General features: G+C 59.9%; 13 protein-coding genes. 6 read left to right on the forward strand and 7 right to left on the reverse strand.

Translation table 11 applies throughout. The features are described from left to right. Nucleotides 1–164: 164 nt before the first annotated feature. From ACYQ2I_RS14280 to glgX, 3 genes are all read right to left on the reverse strand, one after another. Nucleotides 165–2,492, reverse strand: coding sequence for an efflux RND transporter permease subunit (locus tag ACYQ2I_RS14280; RefSeq protein ID WP_460167696.1), 2,328 nt, complete (start codon nt 2,490–2,492; stop codon nt 165–167). Nucleotides 2,493–2,536: 44 nt separating this feature from the next. Beyond that, nucleotides 2,537–4,078: an oxidoreductase gene (locus tag ACYQ2I_RS14285; RefSeq protein WP_460167697.1), complete on the reverse strand. Its 1,542-nt coding sequence runs from the start codon at nt 4,076–4,078 to the stop codon at nt 2,537–2,539. Between the two features lie 218 nt (nt 4,079–4,296). After that, on the reverse strand, nt 4,297–6,486 hold the full coding sequence (glgX, locus tag ACYQ2I_RS14290) for a glycogen debranching protein GlgX (RefSeq protein WP_460167698.1): 2,190 nt from the start codon (nt 6,484–6,486) through the stop codon (nt 4,297–4,299). An 889-nt stretch (nt 6,487–7,375) separates the two neighbouring features. Between glgX and ACYQ2I_RS14295 the strand changes: the two genes are divergently transcribed. Further along, nucleotides 7,376–7,717, forward strand: a complete 342-nt coding sequence (locus ACYQ2I_RS14295) for a hypothetical protein (RefSeq protein ID WP_460167699.1) — start codon at nt 7,376–7,378, stop codon at nt 7,715–7,717. A 266-nt stretch (nt 7,718–7,983) separates the two neighbouring features. Next, a complete protein-coding gene (locus ACYQ2I_RS14300; RefSeq protein WP_460167700.1) occupies nt 7,984–10,239 on the forward strand; it encodes a PQQ-dependent sugar dehydrogenase in 2,256 nt (751 codons plus the stop codon). A gap of 25 nt (nt 10,240–10,264) precedes the next feature. Here the strand turns inward: ACYQ2I_RS14300 and ACYQ2I_RS14305 are convergent, their stop codons facing one another. Both ACYQ2I_RS14305 and ACYQ2I_RS14310 read right to left on the reverse strand, forming a co-directional pair. After that, nucleotides 10,265–12,694 (reverse strand): glycoside hydrolase family 2 protein, encoded by a 2,430-nt coding sequence (locus tag ACYQ2I_RS14305; protein WP_460167701.1) that lies wholly within the window; start codon nt 12,692–12,694, stop codon nt 10,265–10,267. Between the two features lie 210 nt (nt 12,695–12,904). Continuing rightward, on the reverse strand, nt 12,905–14,659 hold the full coding sequence (locus ACYQ2I_RS14310) for a GTPase domain-containing protein (protein ID WP_460167702.1): 1,755 nt from the start codon (nt 14,657–14,659) through the stop codon (nt 12,905–12,907). A gap of 311 nt (nt 14,660–14,970) precedes the next feature. On the opposite strand from ACYQ2I_RS14310, the gene ACYQ2I_RS14315 reads away from it, so the two are divergent. The 3 genes from ACYQ2I_RS14315 to ACYQ2I_RS14325 all read left to right on the forward strand — a co-directional run bounded on the left by ACYQ2I_RS14315 (nt 14,971) and on the right by ACYQ2I_RS14325 (nt 19,662). Continuing rightward, nucleotides 14,971–15,837, forward strand: coding sequence for a sugar phosphate isomerase/epimerase family protein (locus ACYQ2I_RS14315; RefSeq protein WP_460167703.1), 867 nt, complete (start codon nt 14,971–14,973; stop codon nt 15,835–15,837). A gap of 261 nt (nt 15,838–16,098) precedes the next feature. After that, nucleotides 16,099–18,483 (forward strand): DEAD/DEAH box helicase, encoded by a 2,385-nt coding sequence (locus ACYQ2I_RS14320; protein WP_460167704.1) that lies wholly within the window; start codon nt 16,099–16,101, stop codon nt 18,481–18,483. A 138-nt stretch (nt 18,484–18,621) separates the two neighbouring features. Then, nucleotides 18,622–19,662: a DUF933 domain-containing protein gene (locus ACYQ2I_RS14325; protein WP_460167705.1), complete on the forward strand. Its 1,041-nt coding sequence runs from the start codon at nt 18,622–18,624 to the stop codon at nt 19,660–19,662. Nucleotides 19,663–19,699: 37 nt separating this feature from the next. On the opposite strand, the gene hypE is transcribed toward ACYQ2I_RS14325, so the two are convergent. Further along, nucleotides 19,700–20,788 (reverse strand): hydrogenase expression/formation protein HypE, encoded by a 1,089-nt coding sequence (hypE, locus tag ACYQ2I_RS14330; protein ID WP_460167706.1) that lies wholly within the window; start codon nt 20,786–20,788, stop codon nt 19,700–19,702. Between the two features lie 458 nt (nt 20,789–21,246). Between hypE and ACYQ2I_RS14335 the strand changes: the two genes are divergently transcribed. Next, nucleotides 21,247–22,881, forward strand: coding sequence for an amidophosphoribosyltransferase (locus ACYQ2I_RS14335; RefSeq protein ID WP_460167707.1), 1,635 nt, complete (start codon nt 21,247–21,249; stop codon nt 22,879–22,881). Between the two features lie 61 nt (nt 22,882–22,942). Here ACYQ2I_RS14335 and ACYQ2I_RS14340 read toward each other — a convergent pair whose 3' ends face one another. Further along, on the reverse strand, nt 22,943–25,441 hold the full coding sequence (locus tag ACYQ2I_RS14340) for a tetratricopeptide repeat protein (RefSeq protein WP_460167708.1): 2,499 nt from the start codon (nt 25,439–25,441) through the stop codon (nt 22,943–22,945). Between the last annotated feature and the right edge of the window lie 30 nt (nt 25,442–25,471).

Here is a 25,471-nt window from a genome sequence, read left to right on the forward strand (position 1 = left end):
CGGTTTCGGCCATCGAACGGCGCCGCCGTCGTCGCAGCCCGCAGCACCGTACGGGCTCACAGCCGATGCGCCGGAAACTCCCCTCAAACCTTTGAGCTTACCCCGAACCGTTCCGAAGCGAAAGGCGGTTGAAGACGGCCGTTCACGATTACGGCGATCCGACATCATACGGAGGGGAACCAGCGGTGCAGCCCGGCAAGGAGCAACGGCAGTCCGAACAAGTTCCCCAGCAATCCGCCGATCATCGTCAGCCCGACCAAGGCCCCGAAATAGATCGTGGGCACGAACGGACTGCTGAGCAACACCGAGAAACCCAGTACCAACGCCGCCGTCGAAACAACCATCGCCGGTCCGACCGTACGATGCGCTTCGGCCAGCGCCCGCAACCAATAGCGACGTTTGCGGCGCAGGCGATACCAGTACAAGTAATGAATCGACGAGTCGATCGACAACCCCATCGACACGGCCGCAATCATCGCCGTGCCCATATTGATCCTCAGGCCCAACAACCCCGTCCATCCCAGCACGAAGACGATCGGCAGCAAGTTCGGCACGAGGGCCGCCGCGGCCAGCAACGGATGCCGCAAGGCAAGCAACATCACCACCCAAACGCCGAGCGTCGCCACGGCGAAGGCCGTCCATTGATCGCGGACGATGCTTTCGACCAGCGACGCCAACAATACGAAATAACCGGTCACCAAAGGCCGCTCGTCGGATGCACCGCCGTTCTCATCCTCGATCGCAGAGAAATCGACTTCGCGGCAAATGGCCTCGACTTGCCGAATGATCTGCGACTTGGCCGCCGCCGATTGCCGTTCGCGCGAACGCAGCATCACCCGAAAACAGTATCGCCCTGGTGAGTCGGGATCTTCCTGGTACAGCGCGTGATACAATCCCGGCATGCGGTTTTCCATCATCCGCAACCCGGCCCGAACCATGCTGTTGCGGGTTAATGGGCTGCGCACGCGGGCGGGATGCACCGGCGCGCCTGCCGTCACGGCATCGGCCAAACTCAAGACTTTCGTCAAGCCGGGCTCGCCGTCTGCGGTGACCACCTCTTCGCGAAGGCGATCTTCAAATTCGAGGACTTGCGCAAGATAGGGCCAGCTCAAGTAGTCGGGGGCGGGCAATACGACATCCCACACCCCCGCGCCGCCCAAATGCTCCTCGATGTACGCATACGAGCGAACCAACGGCGTGTCGCTACGAAAATTTCGCGTAAAATCGGTTTCGACTTCCAGTCGCCCCAAACCGACGATCGCCAAGGCACCCAGCGGTACGGATGCGACCGCCGCCGCTTTGCCCAGCCTGAAGACGCGTCGCAGGCGTCCTCGCTTCAAACGGCTCCGCGTTATGCGCCCGTTTCCTACTCCGTCCTTTTCCCACGGCAACCACGCAAGACCGGGAACCAACAAGACGAACGCCACGAAAACCCAACCGGCCGCCAGACTCATCATGATGCCGAAATCGCGCACGGGCCCGACGGCCGATACCAAGAGAGACAAAAAACCGACGGCGTCGGTCACGATCGCCCAGAAGACGGGCACCACCAATTGCCGCAACGCCGAATGCAGCGCCGCGGCATTCCCCGCACCCGCCCGCCGCGCTGCCTCGGTGCGCACGATCACATGCACGACGGTCGCGATTCCGACGACGGTTACGATCGCCGTCAGCATCGAACTGACCAGGCTGATCGGCACATCCAAGATCGCCAACGTGGCCTTCGTCCACAGCGACGCCGCCTGAACGACCATGATCGCCGCCGCCACCCATCGCAACCGGCGAAAAGCAATCAAAATCACCAGGCCCAACAGGATGCTGGTGGCCCACCCCAAGCGTCTTCCGTCTTGTTCGACATAGCGAAATCCCTCGGCCACCATGACCGGCTCGCCGGCAACCATGCCGTCGGGCATCGATCGCATCACGTCCTTGACCGCGGCAATGCTGGTCTCCCACGAGACGGGCGCATCCTCCTGCGGATAAAGTACGACCAATACGGCGACGGTTTCTCCGTCGCTTCCGTGCGTGTAGCCTTCGAACAACTTTCGCACCCGTCGGGCAACGGGGTCGTCTGCCGAAATCACCTCGAGACCGATCGGCTGATCGATACTCCACACATCGCGGACGCCGGGCACCTCGCGGAGCTTCGCGACCAACGTTTGCAATCGCCGCATCCCCGAACCGTCGGGCGAAAAGATTGCCGCATCCCGATAGACCGCGGGCACGACGGCGTTTCCCTCGAACGTGCGTTTCAACTTCTCGAATCCGATCACCAACGGATCGTCCTTCGAGAACATGTTTTCGATCCGACGATCGAATTGAAGTCTCGCCGCGGGAATGAGCGCAATGCCCATCAACACCAAACCGAAGGCCAGAAACCACCCGCGATGACGTACCCAAAACGCCGCGACACGATCGGCACGACCGGGTCCGTCACTTTGACCAGCCGAAGACGCCGCCGATCGAAGCTCGCCTCGATTTTGCTTGTCCATGAGAAAAAGCCGGGTAAGAAACACCTCGCAACGAGGGTATCTTGTCACGAAAGCGACTGCCGCAGCGCCGCTTTGATCTGTTTGAGCTGCTCTCCCGTTTCACTTTGCTTATAGTATTCATCTAGTGGATAACAGCCGCTGATCAAGCCGTTTCGCGGAGCGGTTGTGCAATCGCTGAATGTCCGGCAGAGCCGCTTCGTTTGCAGCGGTTTCCCTTCGAGCACATCGGCGGGTAAATCCCAGTAAGCCAGGGCCAGCCGGCCGACGCCGACGAAATGCACCCATCCCGCTCTCACAACCGCCTGTGCGACGTGCGGCAGGTACTCTTGGAAATAAGTGTAGCCCGTTCCGACGGTCGGCAGCCCCGGCACCGCTTCGACCGCCTTCCGCACGGCGTCGATTTGCCGACAGCAACCGGCCAACGGATCCTCGGGCGGCTGGTAACCATCCGAGGGCGGATACAACGCGGGTCGCTGGATATGCGGATTGTAATATGGCGATCCCGCCGAGAGATTTACCAGCTCGATCTTCAGCTCGTCCCGCATCATTTGCAACAGCCGAATCGGTTCGGTGAGATCGATTTCGAGCGGGTTTTCGCGGTGGCATCCAAACCCCGGATACGGCACGGGATACTCCGCCGGAATGCCGGGCCCGAACTTGCCGCCGCCGGTCAGCTCGGGATCGGGCAGAAAAGGCGGCATATCGAACAGCGACAATCGCACGCCGATCATCAGACCGGGGCATTCGGCGCGGATCCCTTCCACGATTTCGCGCATGAAGCGTGTGCGATTCTCGAACGAACCGCCGTACGGCCCGGGGCGATCATAGGCCGAAAGAAACTCGTGCCCCAAGTACCCGTGACAGTGCTTGACGTCGACGAAGTGAAAACCGACCTGCCGGGCCATCTTCGCGCTGACGATGTAATCGTCGATCAACTCGCGAATTTCGGCATCGGTGAACACGACCGAGTCGTCGTTCGGATCGATTCCGAACTTCGGATCGAGCACGGGATGATGGTAGACGATTCGCGGTTCGAGCTTATCTTTACGATTGGGCCGGCAAAACCGCCCCGAGTGCGTAAGTTGCAGTCCCACCAAAAGATCGTCGGTCGCCGCTTTACCGAACCGCTCGCGGTGCGCCTCGCGCAGCGATTCCAACAACGCCCGCATAGCATCGACGTTTTCGGGACGATAACACAACTGGTTGGGGTTGGCGCGTCCGTCGTGCCGGACGGCGAAGGCTTCGCCCCCCCAAATGAGTTTCGCACCCGACAAACCGAAGTTCCGCCAGCGCCGAACGGTATGTTCCGACGGTTTGCCGTCCGCTGTGCCGTCCCAACCTTCCATCGGATGGATGCACCAGCGGTTCCCGACCTTGAACCCGCCGATCTCCATCGGCTCGGCCAGAGGGGAACCTTCGGCCGCAGTAAGCGGCTTTTCGTCGATCGGGATATCCCACCCCAGCGAGGCAAGATAGGCACGCAGTTCTTCCGACGACGCAAACCGAGGAACACGAGGATAGGAACGACTCACGACCGACCGATCTCCCATGAATTGCATGTTGTAAGACACGCCTCGACGCGGCATGCAGCCGCCCCGCTTTGAAATCGCGCTACAATGCCTTATTCCGACACGCGCGAGTGTTTCATTATCACCCCACGGGGCTGAACAAGCCAGCCTCCCGGGCGAATCAAGTCGCTCTGCCGTTCGGCATCCTGCCAAAAGAAAAAAAGCCGAACTACCGAGTTCCCGTGAAAAAACTCGACGATTCGGCGATTGGACTTCGATCTTACCGCCGGATTCGGTCAGAAGAGATCGGCGGCGACGTAGCAGACGAACGACCGACCTTGAAGTTGGATCTCGGTCGTCGTCTTGCCGAGTTTAGGACCGTCGAGCCCCGGCCAAATGTCATGCGGACTACGGCGTCCCGTGTCGATGAACAACCGCCATCCCAATCCGCGAGCCAGATGGGGAATCGTAAACCGTCGCGGTTCCGGATCGGCATGGAAAAACATGAGCAGATGGTGGTTCGGTCGCTTGGGGTTTTCACGCTCCACGGCGGCAGCCGTCAAGCATACCAAGCTGCGTTCGCCCGAATGCCAATCGACGGTGTATCCATCGGGGCCGAACCAGGCAACATCGGGAAGTCCCCCCGGTCGCGCGGCTTGCCCGGTGTAAAACCGACGGCGACGCAGCGTCGGCTCGGCGTTGCGGAAGCGAATCAATTCGCTACAAAACCGCCAAATATCGGCGTGTTCTTTGACCAACCGCCAATTGAACCAGGAAATACTGTTGTCCTGACAATAGGCGTTGTTATTCCCGTGCTGGGTGCGGCGGCACTCATCGCCGGAAAGTAACATGGGCACGCCCTGACTGAGAAACAACGTCGCCAGCATGTTTTTGACCTGGCGATTGCGGATCAACTCGATCCCGGGGTTTCGCGTCGGACCTTCATGTCCGTAGTTGTAGCTGTGATTGTTGTTGTCGCCGTCGCAATTGTTCTCGCCGTTGGCTTCGTTGTGCTTATGGTTGTACGAAACGAGGTCGTTGAGTGTGAAGCCGTCGTGCGAGGTGATGAAATTGATACTGTGATACGGCCGGCGACCGCAATGCTCGTACAGGTCGGCCGATCCGGCCAACCGCGTGGCCAAGGCGGGCACCATACCGGGATCGCCTCGCCAATAGCGTCGGATATCGTCGCGATAACGACCGTTCCATTCGGCCCAGCGACCGCGGGCGAAGCCGTCTTCGCTGAAATAGCTGGCGAAGGTTCCCACCTGGTACGCACCGGCGGCATCCCAAGCCTCGGCAATGATCTTCGTGTCGGCCAACAGCGGGTCTTCGGTGATCCGCTCCAAGAGCGGCGGATTGGGCGTCAAATTACCCGACCGATCACGACTGAGGATCGACGCCAAGTCGAACCGAAAACCGTCGACGTGATATTGATACACCCAGTGCCGCAGACAATGGAAAATCATCTCGCGCACGACCGGGTGATTACTGTTGACGGTGTTCCCGCACCCCGAATAGTTCCGGTAATACCGGGCGTCGTTTTCCAGCATATAGTAGACGCGATTTTCGAGCCCTTTGAACGACAACGTGGGCCCTTCGTGATTGCCTTCGGCTGTATGGTTGAAGACGACGTCCAAAATGACCTCGATGCCCGCCTTATGGAGCTCGCGAACCATCTCCTTGAATTCGCGGGTTTGGCATCCCGGCTCGCTGCCCGCAGCATAACCGCGATGCGGGGCAAAGAACGCCATCGGATCGTATCCCCAGTAATTGCGGCGGGCCGGTTTTTGGCCGAGGCAATCGAGAATCGGAAACTCATGGACGGGCATCAACTCGACGGCCGTCACGCCCAGCGATTTGAGATAGGGGATCTTCTCGATGACCCCCAAGTACGTGCCGGGGAACCGGGCGTTCGACGTCCGGGAACGTGTAAATCCCCGCACATGCATCTCGTAGATGACCGTATCGGCGAGATCACGCCGCAATTGGCGCGTTCCCTGCCAATCGAAGGCATCATCGACGACGACACATTTAGGAGGCCGGATGATTCCATCCTCGGCAGGCAGGAAATCGCCGGCCAGGGCCTTCGCATACGGATCGATCAACCGGGCTTTCGGATCGAATCGCTGTCCGGCGGCAGGATCGAACGGCCCGTCGGCTTGAATATGATATAGTTGTCCCGCTTTCAGGCCGGGAACGAAAACCGACCACACGTGCCCCCAACGATGTTCGTCGCGATCCAGTTCGATGACTTTCGACGGCTCGCGATCGTTGACGTGATCGTACAACAAGATCCGCATGGCCGTAGCGGATCGACTGAAAATCGAGAATTGGACGCCGTCGTCGTGGAGATTGGCCCCATACGGCAAAGAATGCGCAAAGCGGACGTCGACCGGACGGGGGCGCAGCACGAAACTGGTGGTCGTATCCTGCGACGAAAACCCCGTGTTGCCCGAATACCAAGGATGCAGCTCTGTCGCCATTGTCGTCCTGTTCGTTAGCCGTACCCGTCGTTAATGAGTCGAACGCAACGGTGCGGCAAGCGCGCGGTTCGTCCGGCACGCCTGCGGCTATTGCATCTTCGGAAACCACCGGCCCTGCGTCTAGAGAATCCCATTGTCATGGCGAGAAAACGACCGGAACGACCGGAAGACTTTCCCTTCTCCCGGCCGTTTTTGCCGATCGTGCGGAAAATACCGCACCAGGCCGTTCAAATGCCCACTATTCGTCCAGCCGAACGCCTCGCGCTCGTCGGTTCGGTCGCCGAGGCACCAACGCGACCGCAAAGAATCATCGTATGCCACCTGCGCCCCTTCGCGTGAGCGGAACACAACCGCTCCACCGTCGGTGTCGAGAGCGTACACACGTCCTGGAGCATCGCCCATAGCCTCAATGTGGCCCCTCCGGAACACGCCGTTCTAGGGGAACCTTCGGCTTATTGCGTGTCGAATTCCCGCCGCCCCAAATCGCCCCGTTGTCTGTCGGCCATTGCGCGGTTGCTCCTGCGATACCAAGTATCGGCAAGGCGATTAGTTCCGGATGCTAATGTGGTACGAGTAATTTACGAGATAAACACGGATGTTCTTTGCAAATTTGTAAGCATCCCGTTGAGCTTGTGGTACAATCTGTTAAACTGATTGCTTTACGAATGCGAATCTGGTCGCGAAAGCATTCGGCTTTGGGCCTTATATTCCACCGACCGTCCCGCCTGCAAACGGATCGCCCGTTGGAGGAACGAGTGTTCAAGCCGGAATCGACGCGAGAACCTGCGACTGCGACGGGTGGTTGAGGCCGACGACCAAATCGACAATCAGCGGGGCAGCTTGCGTATCCGTTTTTGTGCCCTGTGAATTTGTGTGGAGAATGGACGTCATGGCGAAGAAAAGTGCTGCCAAAGAATCGTTGGGGCGAGGTCGCAAATTGTGCCGGCATTGCGGCGAAATCGTCGCTGCCCGCGCCGTGGTGTGTCCCCATTGCAATAAGGTGACTGCCAAGACGATCTCGAAAGGGTCTCGCAGCCACCGTTCCGTGTCGGCCGCCAAGGTTACGGCCGAACTGTCGGAAGTCGCTGAATTCGTCAAGGCACACGGCGGATTCGAGCAAGCGACAAAGATTCTCGAAGACGTCCACAAGTTGACGGCCAAGGTCGGCTCGATCAACGACGTCAAGACAATCGTCTCCGAGGTGAAGGACGTCGTCGAGGCCTTCAAGTAATCGGTTTAGCGGATCGACATTCGACAAGAGAAACTATCGGGCAGCGGGTTGGTCGTGCGCGACCGATCCGCTGTTTTTGTTTGACCTGCGCGACCTGACCGCATGTGGCCCCTGCCATGTATGTGCCGAGCGGCCGGAAAAACGCCCCCTCCTGCGGTTCACTTCGCTTCAAAGACTGGCCTTTACCAGGCGAGGCTCTAAAATACCGGCGACATTTTCCACGCATCCCTCCACTTGTCGCCTTTTGGTCACGCCGAGGTCACGTTATGACGCGAACGTATCTTGCCGTATTTGCCGGTATCGCCGTTGTCGGCTTGTTGACGTTGTTTTTCGTTGCCGACAAGCCTCACGAGGCGCTATCCCCCGTTCCCGTATCGCCCGCGGCATTGGAGGGTTCCGCCGAACTCGGCATCGATACCCGACCGCTGACCGCCGATCCGGATCCCCTGCCGCTCGAGGCGGAACGTGTGTATCCGCACCTTCAATTCGAGCGTCCCTTGGAGGTCGTCGCACCGCCGGACGATTCGAATCGCCTGTTCGTCGTGGAACAGGGCGGGCGCATTTTCGTTTTCCCAAATGACGACGATGTGACATCCGCCCGCGTTTTTCTCGATATTCGCGAAGTTGTTTCCCGCGACCATAACGAAGAAGGCCTGCTCGGCTTGGCCTTCCATCCGCAATACGCGAGCAATGGACGGTTTTACGTCTACTATTCGACAAAACCCCGCGCGTCGATCGTCGCCGAGTTTCGCGTGTCACCCGACAACCCGAATCGTGCCGATCGGCGATCCGAGCGAATCCTGATGCGGATCGAACAACCGTACGGAAATCACAACGGAGGGTGCGTGCGGTTCGGCCCCGACGGCTATCTTTACATTTCGTTGGGAGACGGCGGATCGGCGAACGATCCCCACGGCAACGGCCAGAATCTCGGCACGTTGCTCGGCTCCATTCTGCGAATCGACGTCGATCATCGGGATCCCGGCAAAGAGTATGCCGTCCCCAAAGACAACCCGTTCGTCGACCGCCCGGGTGCCTGTCCCGAGATCTGGGCGTACGGTTTGCGCAACGTATGGAGAATGAGTTTCGATCGCGAGACGGGGCGTCTTTTCGCCGGCGACGTGGGGCAAAACCGGTACGAGGAAGTCGATCTCATCGTTCGCGGCGGCAACTACGGCTGGAAGATTCGCGAAGGCTTTCATCCCTTTGACCCGAGCGCTGAGCAGACCGGCAACGTCTTGATCGATCCGTTGGCCGAATACTTTCGACACGAAGGCGTCTCGGTCACCGGAGGTGTCGTCTACCGGGGCAAGCGGCTCGAAGATTATTACGGTGCCTATTTCTATGCCGACTACGGCACCGGTAACATTTGGGCGCTGTGGGTCGACGATCGAGGACGAACGACCTCCGTCAAACACGTTGCCGCGACCGGCATGCCGATCTCGTCCTTCGGCGAAACGCAAGACGGCGAAATGCTGTTCACCTCGTTCGACGGGCACTTGTATCGTCTCCGCCCGTCCGAATTCGATGCGGCGGCCGTCGAGGCATTCCCCCGTCGCTTGTCGCAGACGGGCATCTTTGCCGACCTCGACGCGTTGACTCCTGCCGCAGGCGTCTTGCCGTACGACGTCAACGTACCGCTTTGGTCCGACGGTGCCGTCAAGACACGCCTGATCGTGCTTCCCCAAGGCGGCACAATCGAGTACCGTGACCATGAACCGTGGCAATTTCCCGGGGGAACGGTACTCGTAAAATCGTTTTTCTTACCGAAGACGCGCGAAGCCGCCGCCCTGGCCGAATCGAACCCTCGCCGCGCCGCCGCTCAGGTGTCCGACCGCCTCAATTGGCGGCGTCTTGAAACGCGACTGCTCGTGAACACGGCAAACGGTTGGAAAGGCTACACATATGTGTGGAACCGCGACCAAACCGACGCCGAATTGCTTGAGGGGATGCGACGCGAAGACGTTGCCGTCGCGTCTCCTGCCGGACCAACGGTGCAATCGTGGTACTATCCCAGCCGCTCCGATTGTATGGCCTGTCACACGGCAGCCGCCGGGCGGGTTCTGGGCGTCAACACGCGGCAACTCAATCGTCCGGTTTCGTCGACACAAAGCCAAATCGACTTGTTCGCATCACTGGGCGCCTTTTCGAATAAGCCGCCGCAAGTGCGTGAGGCATTTCCAGACTGGTTTGCGCCGAAGGGAGCCTCCGCCGAGGTTCTCGCCCGCGCGTATCTGGAAGCCAACTGCGCTTTTTGCCATCAACCGGGTGGAATCGTACGGCGTCCCGATCTCCGTGCTTCGACGCCGATTGCCCAAGCACAATTGATCGGGCGCAGTCCCGGCCAGGGGCGGCTCGGACCGCCCGATTCCCAGGTCGTGTTCCCCGGCCGGCCTGAAAAGAGTGAACTACTCTACCGGATCGATCGGCGTGGACCACGCCAAATGCCGCCGCTGGCAAGCGATCGCGTGGATTCGATCGCGGTCGAACGAATCCGTTCTTGGATCGAATCGCTCGAGTAAACGATCGACTCGGGCGGGGCAGCGATCAACGGCCGACGGCGTACAAGCCGAAGTCGGCGAGCCATACGCCGTCTCGGACATTCTGCGCGGGAATCACGCGAACAGCGAGGACGTTCCCGTCAGGACGCAGCAACTCCGCCGTTTCGCCCGGCAATTCGAATACGGAAATCGTTACGTCCCCGTCGTGTACGCGGTTGACGACACGTTTCACCAGCGTGCCGTTGATATAGATTTCGCTCGTCCCTGCCGTTCGTGCGACCACGGCCAGCCGATCGGCTTCGGGTGTCGGAAATGTTGTTCGCAGGTAAAGGGATTGTTCATTGCACAGCGTAGCCGCGGCGAGCGGCCCCGTCCGCGCGTTTCCAAAGGGAGCATTCCCCCGGTCGAACCCGTCCGGCTCGATGTCGGGCGAGGCCCAATCCTCCGGAACTGATCCTAGACGGTACGCCCACGTGGCTCCCCGTCCGGCAAGCTGCGCTACCGGAATGATCGGCCTAAGCTCGGGCGAATCGGCGTAGAGTGTGCGATGGAATTCGGCTAATCGATCGACGGGAATCTTCGACACGCGCCGATCGTACGTCAGCCATCCGTTCGGTTCGTGTTCGACATCGGTGATCTGCGTGTAGACGGCGGCTTGCAGTCCGACCGTTCGCATCAACCGCAAGCCCTCGATCCATTGCGCGTAGCGCTGTTCCCATTGCCGGGGTGTTTCGTATTTCTCGCGGCCGCCGTCGCCGAGCGGATCGATTTGCGGCACGAGCGTTTGCGCGACGTGCCACTTGTGGCCGTCGATCAGCACGTCGAATCCGCCGCATTCGCCAAGTACGAACGCCCTTTGCAACGGATCGGGAGCATCCGGCAACGCGGGATGAAACGAATAATCATGGATATCTCGCAAATCGCCGACGATTTCATCCTTCCATCCGCTGGCCGCGTTCACCAAGCGAGTCGGATCGATCGATCGCGTCCACTCGACGAGTCGCTCGGTATCGTACTGCCCCCATCCTTCGTTGAACACGGTCCACATGATGATCGCCGGATGATTGAACAAGCTCTCGATCATGCGGGCTTGTTCGCCCTCCCATTGCCGGGCACTTGCGGGCGTGATCTTCGACTCGAATTTTCGCGTGCATACCATGTCCTGCCACACCAAAAGGCCCAAGCGATCGCAATGGTAATACCATCGCCGCGGATGCACTTTCACGTGCACGCGAACCATATTGCAACCGATCTGCTTGAGATAGGCCACGTCGTAGCGGGCGGCTTCATCGGAAGGCGGCGTGAGAACGCCGTCGGGCCAATATCCTTGATCCAACGGTCCGAATTGAAAGATGGGGCGCCCGTTGAGAACGATTCGCGAGGGACCGTCCACGTTTCTTTCGACGGCAACTTCGCGCAGTCCCACGTAGCTTTCGACTTCGTCGAGCACCTGCCCCCCTTCGACCAAACGCACCGTGAGTTCGTATAAATGCGGCGAGTCGGGCGTCCATAGTTTCGGATTTGGAATACGACACACGACCGGCCCGGCGGCAGAACCTCTTCCCTGCGCGATCGACCGGCCGTTTTCCGCCACGACGACCTCGAGTTGCGTGCCCGGTCGTGGGGCCGTCGTCGTCGCGTGAACGCGTACCCGCCCGTCGATCGACGGGACGATTCGTAACGCCGCAATCGCGTTTTCGGGCAACGGTTCAAGCCACACCGTTTGCCAAATGCCCGTGGTCGGTGTGTACCGATAGCCACGACGCGCCTCGGGCAACGATTGCTTGCCCACCGCCTGATCGCCCATGTTCGTCGGATCCCACACACCGACGAGAATCTCTTGTTCGACCGATCCGGAACGCAGCGCGTCGGTGATGTCGAACGAGAACGGATCGTAGCCGCCGCGATGCTCACCAATCTCCCGCCCGTTGATCCACACGCGACAATGCCAATCGACCGCTTCGAAATTCAGGATGATGCGACGTCCTGCCCATGACTCGGGCACGCGAAACGTCCTCCGATACCACAGCGTTTGATCGGGCCGCACGATCCGGCCCACCCCCGAAAGCGACGACTCGATGCAAAACGGTACGAGGATCTTTCCCGACCAGCGGGAGGGCGGCTGGGCCTCGCCGGCAAGTAACGACGCACGGGCATTTTCGAGCCGACCGCCTTTCCACTCGCGAGCACGTCCGACGACGGCATAGTCCCACAATCCGTTCAGATTGAGCCATTCGTCTCGTCGCAAGTCGGGTCGCGGATACTCCGGCCAGGCGTCTTCCGGAGAAACCGTTTCGGCAAACGGCGTGCGGATCGGAATCGGAACCGGCTTCCAATCCTGGGCCGATGCCGCTCCCATACACGACAAGGCGGCCGCGACCGCAACTAAACACGACGTTCCGAACCGGCGACCGTCGCCGGATTCCTTGGTACGGCAACACCGCTGTTCCGCAGATCGAGCAGGCACAATCATCATCGGCCGGCTTCTCCCTGATCCAGAGTCAATCACGAGAAACGGCGACACCCGGGTCGCGCGAACCTATCCCCCGTCATCGGTATCATCGCCCGAAGCCGTCTCGGCGCACGGCGATTCGCCCGTGATTATAGCGAGGCCGGCCTCGGCACGGAAAAAGAATGCGGAAGTTTTTCTTCGTCGCACGAAGCGGGTCCGCAGGCGTCGTTTCGGTCAGTGTGCCGCCTCGCCGGCCCGGCGCAGCGATCGGGCTTGTGTCTGCAACCGATCGAGCGTCGCACAGAATTCGTCGACGGCGTTCAACTCTCGCTCGAGTTCGTCGAACAGCGTGCGTTTCCACGCATCGCTCAAATACTCATCGAGCTTCCGCCGCAAACAGCGACGAACGGTTCTCCCCAACGAGGTAACGTACCCCCCGACCAAAAGCGCCCCCCACAACAAAAACCAAAACAGGCTCAGCAGGTAGATATCCCAACCCAACAGTGCCGTCGCGTTCTCGGCAAGCCAGCTTTCGTAGAAGAAGTTCGATCCAAGCCGAAACAACAGTACGCCGGCCATCGCATCGAGCAAGAGTTCGTAACCGATTCGTCGCCACCAGCGTGTCAAAGGCACTGCCGCATCGGCGGCGATGCGCTCGGTAGCCACCGACAAGCACCTCGCAATCTCGGCTGCCGACTGTTCCAGCGTATTCTCGATATGGTCGCTGCGGCGAACGCGCAAGTCGAGACCGCAATCGCTCAAGTAACCGTCGAGCGACCATGCCGCTTGTCGTATTCCGGCGTTGCGCAACCTTGCTTTGAGTGATTCGAGGCCGGGGAGCTCGGCGCGACCTCGCAGCCGACGACGAAGATTCTGCGCCGTACCGACGGCGCCGACGATCGCAGCCTGCGTAATCGTCCGCGCCCGCATCAACGCCGCTCCCGACAGAAGTCCGCCCAAGTTGGCGTACAGTCGCACCAGCAAGGGAAAAACGCCCCAACCCCACTTCTGCACGACTTCGCTCAAGACACGCTGCTGCCAAGCGTACGCATTCCCTCGAAGTTCGGATTCCAGCTCGGCGCTCACCGCTTTGCCGATCGCGGTGCGCACCTCGTCGAGTTTGTTGCGAAGTGTATCGAGTGCCGGACGATCACGTTCGATACGCGATGCGCAGCGGCGCAACACGTCGTCCAGCAGGTCGAGTGCATTTGCCTTCCGGATCGCCGACACTGCCGATACGCCCGAAGTCGCTTCGAGCTGCGACCGCAAGCGTGCAAAATCGCCCTGCGGCGGCTTTCCTTCACGTCGGTCGGCGAACGCCTGAATACTGTCGACGAAATAGATTTCGTCGATCCCGTATTTGTCTTTCCACCGGGCCTTCCAATCGTCGCGCACGTCGTCGTCGATTGCGGCATGGGTTTGTACGAGGATCAGTTTCGCACCGACGGCGACTTTGGCCGATTCGGCGGCAACAGCAGCGTTGCGATATTTTTGCTGCGTGGCGGTAACCAGGATCACGTCGCACTCTGGCAGGATCCGCCGCAACCGCGCCAGATTGCCCGCGGCATCTTCGGCCGAATCGCACGAATCGGGATCGGGACAGTCGATGAGTACGGCGTTGTTCAAGATCGATCCGGTCGCCCGGCGAATTTCACACTCTTCCAGCGGCAGCGAAAGTGTGTGAACATCGACCTCGGGCGAACACACCACGATCGGTTTGCGGGTAGTGGGCCGCTCCCGTCCCGACGGCACGACTTCTTCACCTACCAGGGCATTGATGAGCGTACTTTTTCCCGTCCCCGTGCCGCCCAGCGTCGCAACGATCAACGGCGCCACCGCCCGACTTCGAATGCGCGCCAACCGAGGCCGCAGCGAAGCGACGATGTTCCGACATACCTCCGCTGCATGCCAGCGAGGCACCTGTTCGATCCAGGCATCCACCCGATCGAGCAACGCATCGAATTCGGACCAAAACGTGAAATCGTCCACCGGCTCACCACATTGTCGCCCGACACGTCACGGGAGATGGTCGCGAAATCCTCCCCCGAAACACTTGAAGTTCTACGGCTCCGCGATTTGTAGCGTCGGCCCCTGCCGCCAAGCTATACTAACAGAATCGTATTCGGACGGTGCAGGAAGCACTCCCACCTTGTATCAATGGTAGCATTCCGCGCCGGGGCGACGACCGCCCCCAGTTAGACGACTCGCAAACGCAGTCGTCGGTTTCCATCGGCATTGCAAGTCGAATTCGTTCGTCCCCTATTTTCTGTTGAAATCCCATCCAAGCAGGAGGAGTCCCCATGTTTACACGTCGAGATTTGCTGAAGGCGTCTGCCGCAGCGGCAGCCGGAATGTTGGCCGGCGGCAAGCTGGCAACGGCCCTCGCCGAAGGCGGTGCCCAAGGCGGCAAGAAAATTCCTGTGGGCCTGCAAATGTACAGCCTGCGTGAAGACGCCGCAAAAGATCTAGGTGCCATGATCAAAGCGGTCGCCAAGATCGGCTACCAGGGTGTCGAATTTGCCGGTTATTACAATCATTCGCCGAAAGAAATCCGCAAAATGCTGGACGACAACGGCATCCGCTGCTGCGGCACGCACGCGCAGTGGCCCACACTTCAACCCGACCAACTCAAGGCAACCGTCGAGTTCAATCGCATCATCGGCAACCGTTACTTGATTTGCCCCTACCTGGGCCAAGAGTACTTCAAAGACGTGGAAGCCACCAAGAAAACGGCCGATCTCTTCAACAAACTGGCTGAACAGGTGGCCGGCGACGGAATGCTCGTCGGATACCATGCCCACGGCGGCGACTTCCGCAAGATCGACGGCGAGAAGACCTCGTGGGAAGTCTTCTTCGAAAACACCGCCGAAAACGTCGTCATGCAACTGGATACCGGCAATTGCCTGGGAGGCGGCGGCGATCCCTACAAAATCCTCGCCCAATTCCCCGGGCGTACGAAAACGATCCACCTCAAAGAACACGGCGGCCCCAAGGGCACCTGTGTCGGTGACGGAGATGTCGATTGGCCTCGCGTGTTCCACCTCTGCGAGACGGTCGGCGGCACCGAGTGGTACATCGTCGAACAGGAACAATACGCCGAAGGCGTTTCGCCGTTGGAATCGGTCAAGAAGTGCTTCCAAAACCTGAAGCGAATGGGAAAAGTCTGATCGCTTCGGAAAGCAACACTCGGCCGCGCTGACGTGCGGTCGGTGTGCTCCCCAATCGCTCGCCCCCTTCAGCGAGCGAACATTTTTCACGACAACCAGACCGATCGGCGCGGGATTCCAACTCGTTCGGGCAACGGGCTCCTGCGATGATCGGTCTTTTTTTGTATCTTGAACGGTTACCTTGCATCCGGCATGCGGGCAAATTGGGACGGCTCGTCCGCGCTGTAAGTTTCATTCATTCGACGACGAGGAAAGCGACTCGTGACGCAACCCAGCCGCGAGGAACTCGCCGAACGCTATTTCGAACAACTCCCCTTCACGCCGTATCCGGTCCAGGAAGAAGCGCTGTTGGCGTGGTTTTCTTCGGATCAGGGCGTTCTCGTCTGTGCGCCGACGGGCACAGGCAAGACGCTCATCGCCGAAGCCGCCGTCTTCGAGGCCTTACACGACGGAACACGAGCCTACTACACCACGCCGCTCATCGCCCTCACCGAACAGAAATTCCGTGAATTGCAGGAAGCCGCGGTCCGCTGGGGATTCGAGCCGACCGACGTCGGTCTCGTGACGGGCAATCGACGGGTGAATCCCGACGCCCGCATCCTCGTGGTCGTCGCCGAAATTCTGTTCAATCGACTGCTTCATCGAGAGGCGTTCGAATTCGACGACGTCAGCGCCGTGGTGATGGACGAATTCCACAGTTTCAACGATCCCGAACGCGGCATCGTGTGGGAATTCAGCCTCGGCCTGCTTCCCAAGCACGTCCGCACGCTATTGCTTTCGGCGACGGTCGGGAACGCCGTCGAGTTTCTTCACTGGCTGCGCACGGAACACGGACGCGATTTGGAACTGGTGCACAGCGATCAACGCAAAGTACCGCTCACGTTCCAATGGGTCGGTGACGAGTTCTTGGCCGATCATGTCGAAAAGATGTGCGAAGGCGATGAAGAGGAACGCAAGACGCCTGCTTTGATCTTTTGTTTCAACCGCAATCGTTGCTGGGATATCGCCGATCAGCTTCGGGGAAGACGACTTCTCGACGACGCGCAACGCAAAGCGTTGTTGGCGGCGTTGGAAGACTACGACCTGTCGGAAGGTGCCGGTCCGAAGCTCAAACAACTGTTGCAGCGCGGCGTGGGCGTGCATCATGCCGGCGTACTGCCGAAGTATCGCCGTATCGTCGAAGAACTGTTTCAACAAAAGCTCTTGGCGGTCACGGTATGCACCGAAACGCTCGCCGCAGGCATCAATCTTCCCGCGCGTTCCGTCGTCCTGCCCGAACTGGTCAAAGGGGCTCCCGATCGCCGGCGCTTGATCGATCCCAGCAGCGCACACCAGATGTTCGGACGGGCCGGACGCCCCCAATACGACACCCAAGGCTACGTGTTCGTCTTGGCCCACGAAGACGACGTTCGGATCGCCCGCTGGAAAGAAAAATACGACCAAATCCCCGAAGACACCAAAGATCCCGTGCTGCTGAAGAAAAAAAAGCAGCTCAAGAAAAAGATGCCCAAACGGCGGGAAAACGAAACCTACTGGAACGAGGAACAGTTCAACAAGCTCAAAGAAGCCCCGCCGGGCAAACTCGTCAGCCGCGGGCCGTTGCCCTGGCGCCTGCTGGCGCACATGCTCGACGCATCCCCCGATGTCGAACCGATTCGGCGACTCGTCGCCCGCAGGCTCCTCAGCGGCAAGGCACGTGAACGAGCCCAGCAAGATCTCGAAGACATGCTCCTGACCCTGTGGCGGGCAGGATACGTTGAACTCGAACCTGCCCCGCCTCCCGAAGCGTTCGAGGCGCGGCGTCCGCAAGACACCGGCATCGACCGCGAGCAGACAAGCTGGGAGTTCTCGGCCAAGGAAGAAACATCAAGCAACACGACCGGCCCGACGTTCGACTACCGTCCCCAGCGTGCCGTTCCTACGGATCAGCTTTGGAAACTCGAATTGTTCCGGTCCGTGAATCCGCTCTTCGGTGTATTTCTGGTCAACCTGCTGGGGGTCGCCGATCCTCACGAACGCCTTCAAGCGATGGAGGCCGTGCTCGAATTTCCGTATTCCGTGGGACCGGTCGTCCGCGTCCCCGGCTACGACGAACTTCCGCTCGGCTCGCTGGCGAGAGAACGCTTGGACCCGTTGCTGCTGCAACTTGGTTTGGCGCTCCCCGATCAATTGACCGGCTCCTTCGCACAAGAAGACGACGACGAGCTCGACTTGGAAGCCCAAAAGGCCGAAAAACGCCGACGGCAGCGACGCGGTTTTGCCGAAGAGCGGCCGCGTGTGTACAGCCTTGCCGAAAAACTCGAACTTCTGTTTCGCTACGACTTTCCCACGGTGCGCGACGTCCGAATCCATCCCGTGTGGGTGGCCGGTGAAATCCTCGAATTCGGCGGCGACTTTCAGAAGTACATCAGCAGCAAGGGCCTGCAACGCCAGGAAGGCATTGTCTTTCGGCACCTACTGCGGATGATTTTGTTGTTGGGTGAATTCTCGCAGCTTGCCCCGGCAGAACGCGATCCCGACGAATGGGAAGACGAACTGCAGGAACTAGCCGACCGTATCACCGAGTGCTGCCGCCGCGTCGACCCGTTGAGCACCGAAAAGGCCTTGGAACAAATCGAAACGAGCGAAGAGGCCGAAGACGATTGAGCGTTCCCCTTTTCCTCGACGGCGGCAAACCTTCCCCGCCCCTTTTCGTCGGGTCGCGTTTTCGGCTATCTTGCACGTTGACGACTTCATAGTGCGAAGTCGAATGAGAAATCGAATTGGCAACGATGGGAGTCGGCGATGTCGGCGAAAATCGGCTTGGTCGGATATCAAGGATCGGGAAAAACGACGTTGTTCCAGTGGTTGACCGGCGTCGAGCCGGATTTGTCGCTGGCCCATGTCGGTCAAACGGCGATTGCCCTGATCGAAGACCCGCGTTTGGAGGCGTTGCGAAAAATCTACGACGCCAAGAAGGTCACCCACGCGGGCCTGGAAATCTGCGATACGCCCGGCCTCGACCGTTCTCACGAAGGCAATGCCTCGCGACTGGCCGTGCTGCGTGATGTCGACTGCCTTGTCCTCGTGGTGCCCGCATTCGGCGGAAAAGATCCCGCCCAAGAACTCACCTCGTTTGAAGAGGACTTGACGCTGGCCGATTTGCAAATCGTGGCGAACCGAATCGAACGCGTTCAAGAAGCTCTGAAAAAACCGCGGTCGAAACAAGACCGGGAAGAAACCGAGATCGAGCTCGCCGTGCTGAAAGCCGTCCAGGAAGGCCTCGAGTCGGGTAATCCGTTACGGGAAGCCGACATGACGGCAGATCAACAACGATTCACGCGCAGCTTCCGCCTGCTGACGGAAAAACCGCGAATGGTCGTGGTCAACACCGCCGACGACGAACAAGACTTCGACCGTTTCAAGAGCATGGTACCGCCCGAAATTCCCTTGTTTGCGGCTCCTTTGGGGCTGGAGCTGGAATTGTCGCAAATGCCGGACGACGAAGCCGCGGCGTTCCGAGAAGAAATGGGCGTCGGGGGCGCCGACCGCAACGCATTACTGCGGATGATGATGGACACCTCGGGACAGCAGATCTTTCTGACCGCCGGGCCCAAAGAAGTTCGCAGCTGGATGTTCCGCAAAGGCGGCACGGCCGTCGAAGCGGCCGCCGCCATTCATACCGATCTGGCCCGCGGGTTCATCCGAGCCGAAGTGATGTCATGCAGCGACCTGATTCGCCTCGGCAGCGAGCGCGAAGTGAAGGCACAGAATCTCGTTCGAATGGAATCGAAAGATTACATCGTCGACGAAGACGACATTCTCCTGATCCGATTCAGCGTGTGATTCGGCGGAGAGCCGTTTGCATTCCCCGGTCTTGCGTTCAGCAAATCCGCGGAAGTTGCTCCCCCGACAAGAAATCGAGCACGCGCGAGGAACCGAATCGATTCCGAAGTTCGACGACGCCCGGATCGTCGGCGATCACCTCCCCGATGATCGTCGGCCCGGCCGCTTGAGGATGATCGGCGATCGCCGCAAGGAGATCTCCGGCGGCTTCGGCGGCCACGATCGCGATCATGCGTCCTTCGTTGGGCACGTAAAGCGGATCGAGTCCCAGCACTTCACAAGCCGCAGCCACCGGCGGCGCTATCGGTACGGCATCCTCGTCGATCACCATGCCCACGTGCACATCCTGAGCGATCTCATTGAGTGCCGAGGCCAGACCACCGCGGGTCAGGTCGCGCAGGCAATGGATTTCCTTCGGCCGCTTCTTGACCATTGTCCGCACCAGCCCGTGCAGCGGCGCACAATCGCTCGGCAAAGCCCCTTCGAATTCCAGCCCTTCGCGGACGGACATGATGGCGATCCCATGTCGTCCCACGTCGCCGGAAAGGATGATCTTGTCGCCTGGTCGGACCCGTGCGGGCGTCACATCGACGTTCTCGGGGATCAACCCCAAGCCGGTCGTATTGATGAATACGCCGTCGGCCTTCCCTCGATCGACGACTTTCGTATCGCCGGTGATGATCCGCACACCGACCTCCTCACACACGGCGTGCATCGACTCGACGATTTTTTCCAATTCGGCCAGGGGGAAACCTTCTTCGAGGATGAAGCCGGCGCTCATCCACAGCGGCTTCGCGCCCGACATCGCCAGATCGTTGACTGTGCCGCACACGGCCAACTTGCCGATGTCGCCGCCGGGAAAGAACAGCGGGTTCACGACGAAACTGTCCGTAGTAAAGGCAAGCCGTGTGCCGTCGCCCAGACGAATGACGGCGCTGTCGTGCGGCGGCTGACGTAAAGCCTCCTGGGCGCACTCGCCGCCGCGGCGAAAAGCCGGCAAGAACATCTCGTCGATGAGCCGACGCATCAACCGGCCGCCGCCGCCGTGGGCCATCTGAACCGTGTCGTAGTCCGTCTGCGGAACGGGACAAGAAAAATCACCAGGATTGATCGACGAATTCGACATGACGGTTCTCCGAACTCGCGGGACACTCGGCACCTCTGAGAGCGGCCGCCGAAGGATACAAAGCGATGGTGTGATCGTCGGCCACCCCGATCGGCGACTCGCTTTGCCCTCATTATAGGGCCGTCGGAGAAAAAATCACGGTTCCGGCAGTCGAGATTCGCGCCGGTCCTGAAGCATCGAATCTTTCATTGACCGCAATCGGCGACGGGCGCTCAGCCCGAGGCGGCGGTGTCGTGCCGTGCCCCCAACACATGCTAGTCGCTATCACCCCCATTGACCTTTCGCCGAGTCACTCCTTTCCACACCGAAAACGATGCGGGGCCTTGCTCCGCCTCAGCCTGCCGACCGCCGAAAGGTTCCTACCCGAACGGCGGGGATTCCTTTAGAATGGATTGCTGCGGCGCCGATACCTGAGACGTCCGGCCTCCTACGGCTTGTTTCCGGAGATCCTTTCGGCCATGAGTGAACTGCATGAGGAGTGCGGCATAGCTGCCGTCTACCACCTGCCCGGTGACGAGGTAAGCCCTTTATGCCCCGGCGGTGACCCGACGCGAACGTCGGCGTTGATCCCGCAAATGCTGCTCAACGTACAGAATCGGGGCCAATTGGCCGCGGGCATGACCAGCTATTTGGCCACGCGCAACCAGCTCATCGACACCCACAAAGATGTCGGTACGGTCGCCGAAGTCTTCGGCTTGGGGCAACGAGCAAAGTACGAAAACCTCATGCGGGAATATGCGGGCACGGCCGCCATCGGGCACGTCCGTTACGCCACCTGCGGGGCCGACGATCGCAGCTACGCCCAACCCTTCGAACGGCATCACATCAAGAAACACAAGTGGTTCGCCTTCGCGTTCAACGGTCAGCTCGCGAATTATCCCGACCTGCGACGCAAGTTGCTGAAAGATCCCGACAACTACCTGTCGCGGGAAACCGACACCGAAGTAATGATGCACGTGATCTGCCGTACTTTGGCCGATCGCCTCGTGCCCGATTTGTTCGACATCTGCAAGTCGTTCCGCGAGCAGTTCGACGGCGCGTACAGTTTTGTCTTTCTCAATGCCCTAGGCGAAATGCTGGTCATGCGGGATCCCTACGGGATCAAACCGCTCAGTTACGCCGTCGAAGGGCCGCTGTTCGCGGCGGCAAGTGAAAGCGTGGCGTTGGTCAACCTGGGGTTTTCTCCCGATTCGATTCGTGCCGTGGAACCGGGAGAAGCCATCGTCATCTGCGAAGGTCGCATCATCAAGAAACGATTCGCCGATTCGCCTCGTCGCGCCCACTGCTTTTTCGAATGGATCTACTTTTCCAATGTCGCCAGCACGTTGGACGGTCGCGGCGTCTACATGGCTCGAAAAGCCCTGGGCGAAGAACTAGCCTCTCTCGAAGACGTCCCCACCGACGACGGGAACACGATCGTCGTGCCCGTTCCCGACACCAGCAAGGCCGCGGCCGACGCAATGGCCTACAAGCTCGGTGTTCCGTGCCTCGAAGGGTTGATCCGCAACCGCTACACGGGCCGAACGTTCATCGACACGGGTACCAGCCGGGCCGATAAGGCCCGCCTGAAATACACCCCCCTGCGTGAAGTGCTCGAAGGCAAACGCGTGCTGCTGGTCGAAGACTCGATCGTCCGTTCAACGACCATGCGCGTGTTACTGCACCGGATGCGAGAATTGGGAAAACCGAAGGAAATCCACGTGCGGGTCGCGTGTCCTCCGATCATTTCGCCGTGCTTCTACGGGATCGACATGTCGCGTTACTCGGAACTCTTCGCGCGACAATATCTCGACGGGCCGGATCGCCTGGATGATGCCGTCCAAGCCCGCATGGCGGAAGACCTCGGTGCCGATTCGCTCCGCTACCTGCCGGTCGATGCCGTCGCGAGGGCGATCAATCTTCCCGCCGAGAACCTTTGCCAGGCGTGTATCACGGGCGAATATCCGACCGAATGGGGCGGCAAACTCGCCCGCGCCGCACTCGACCGCTACGTGAACGGCAGTGAGAACGATCGCACCTACGACGTCCCTTGCGACGAATGCATTGAAAACCAAGCGGAAGTCGATCCCTCGGTCGCCGCCGAAAAGAGCTGATCGAGACCGCGTTTCCATCGACGCGCATGAGATTCCCGACAACGCCCGAACGACCGTAGACTCAGTCGAGTTTCGGCGGATACGGTGTTCCCGGCGGCAAACTACCGCGGTACTCTTCGAGTAGTCTTCGGCTTACGACGGCCAATTGACCGTTGTGGGTTTTCTCGGCAACGGCCAGCGCACGATACGCGGTCTTCACGGCATCTTCGATGCGGCCCGCGGCGGCATAAGCGCGGGTGAGGATCATGACGGCGGTCGGATCTTCCCCGCCGGTCAGCCGATAACTCGCTTCAGCCGCCGTCACCGCCTCGTCGATCTCGGCCGGGGTCTTGGCCGGGTTCTCCAGCAACACGACGGCCAGACTGGAAAGGGCATCTTCGTTCTCGGAATCGCGTCGGATCGCATTGCGGTACATTTCCGCCGCCTGGATCCACTGCTTGTCGCGCGCGTACGTGTGGCCCAGATCGACCAGCGGCAATGGATCGTCCGGGGCCACTCTTGCTGCCTCCAACAACAAACGGCGTCCTTCCTCTTTTTCACCGCGTCGCAGCAACACGAGGGCCAATGCATGATACGCCTTGGCATTGTCGGGCACCTTGCGAATCGCTTCGCGGTAGATCGCCGTCGCTTCGTCGTCTCGCCCCGTCTTTTCTCGGATCGTCCCCAGCAACCAGTAGGCGTCCTTGTTCTTTGGATCCAGCTCCAGTACCTTCCGTAGCTCCAGCTCGGCCTCGTCGAAGCGTTCGCACCCGATTAGGGCGGTTCCCAGCGCGACGCGCGCTTCGATGTTGTGAGGATTCAACTCGATGGCCTTGCGAAAATTGTGGGCGGCCAGCTTGTACTCACCGTCTTTCAGGTTCCACGATCCGGCCGTGTAGTACCGCTGGTCATCGACGAATGCCGCAGTAATTCGACGAATCGCATCGGGACTGTTGTTCACGAACTCGGGAATGTTCGCCGCCTTGTCTTCGGCCGTAAAATGATCCAGCACGACAGGCACGCTCGCATGCCCCTGCTCGTCGATGTGCGTCAAGAAGAGCTGGGTATACGGTGAAAGCGCCTTCGACGAGAAAACGAGCCATTTTCCGTTGGGCGACCAGCTATGCCACGAATTCATGCGGTTCGTGTTGCATTCCAATCGCCGGGCTTCGCCGCCTTCGGACGGAATGATCCACAATTCGCTGTCGGGCTGCAACAACATGAAGCTCTTCGCCCGGCAAAAGACAATCCACTTGCCGTCCGGCGAATACTTGGGGAAGTAGTTGCTCATCCCGTTTCCTGAGGCCCCTTCCAACGGCTCGGCCTTGCCGCCTTTCCCGCCGTTGAACGGCACTCGCCACAACTCGAACTTGAAGGTCTTCTCACCGCTAAGAAATTCGCGAATATCTTCCGGCCGCGTCAATCCCCGTTGCTTCTCGCGGAATGCATCGGAGAAATATGCCGGAGCCTTGGCAAACACGAGGTATTTTCCGTCCGGACTCCAGGTCGCGTTCGTTTGCACGTAATTGGGATCGTCGGCGCCCGGCAGCGCGTGAAACGTTTTCGTCTCGCGATCGTAATACGCCAGAATCCCTTGAATCGGGAAGAACAACTGGCTGAATTCGAAGTCGTCTTTGGCGGCGAAGACCGAGCGATCCTTGACCGTGCTGATGACGTAACGTCCATCCGGTGAAACCTGCGAGAGCAACCCTAACGTCCCGCGGTTATCTTCCGGTTTGTAGTCGCTCCAGGTGATGATCTTCTCGTTGTCGAAGACCATCTCTTGCGATACGGGACTGATCACGTACGATCCCTTGTCACTGGCATAGTCGACATCCATTCCGAGCACATTGCCGTCGGTCGAAAATGAATGACAATTGCCGCACAGGGGCAGTTTCTCCAAAACGATCGGCGGTTGCTCCGGTGACGAAACCGGCCCGTAACGCCAACGGATGAATGCCGCCGGATCTTCCACCGCTTCGATGAACGGCAGATTGACTTCCCGGTAGAAGATGGGGGCCTCAACCGCATCGGGCGACGTCTGGAAGTGAACTTCCGCTCGTTCTAGAACCGTTGCCGAGCCGTCGTCGGCCAATGCCGCGATCGTTGCCGTTGCCGTCTGCCCGGTGGTCCGCCGTTTGATCGCCTCCCACAGTTTCACACTCGGCCGCCATTCGAAACCGTCGATTTCGACCTCGACCGGGTCTTCGCCGTCGCTGAAGGCGATGGTCAGCTTGTATCCGCCGACCCCGGGCTTGTCGTTACTCCACCAGAAGAGAGCCGGGGCAATGTCGGCGGGAAATACCGCTCCATCGAAGGGGTGCCGCCACCTCAACCCCTCAGCCTCGGGACATTCGGCTGGGGCAGTCCCCCCAGGAACTACTTCGTTCTGGCTGACCCTCACCCCCCACCAGGCCGCAACGACCAACATCCCGACGGCAAAGACCGCTCCCGCGATCAGCCGGGGGTGCCTTCGCCCCTTCCGCCCATCGGCAGCGGCGACTTCAGCGGCGGCATTCGATCGGCTGCGGTCGAGCGAAGGATGCCGTATCCGTTTTCTTTTCGGAGATTTGCGTGCCATGGTACTGTTGCCGTGAGGAGACGAGACGGG

The organism is Thermostilla marina, assembly GCF_054657455.1.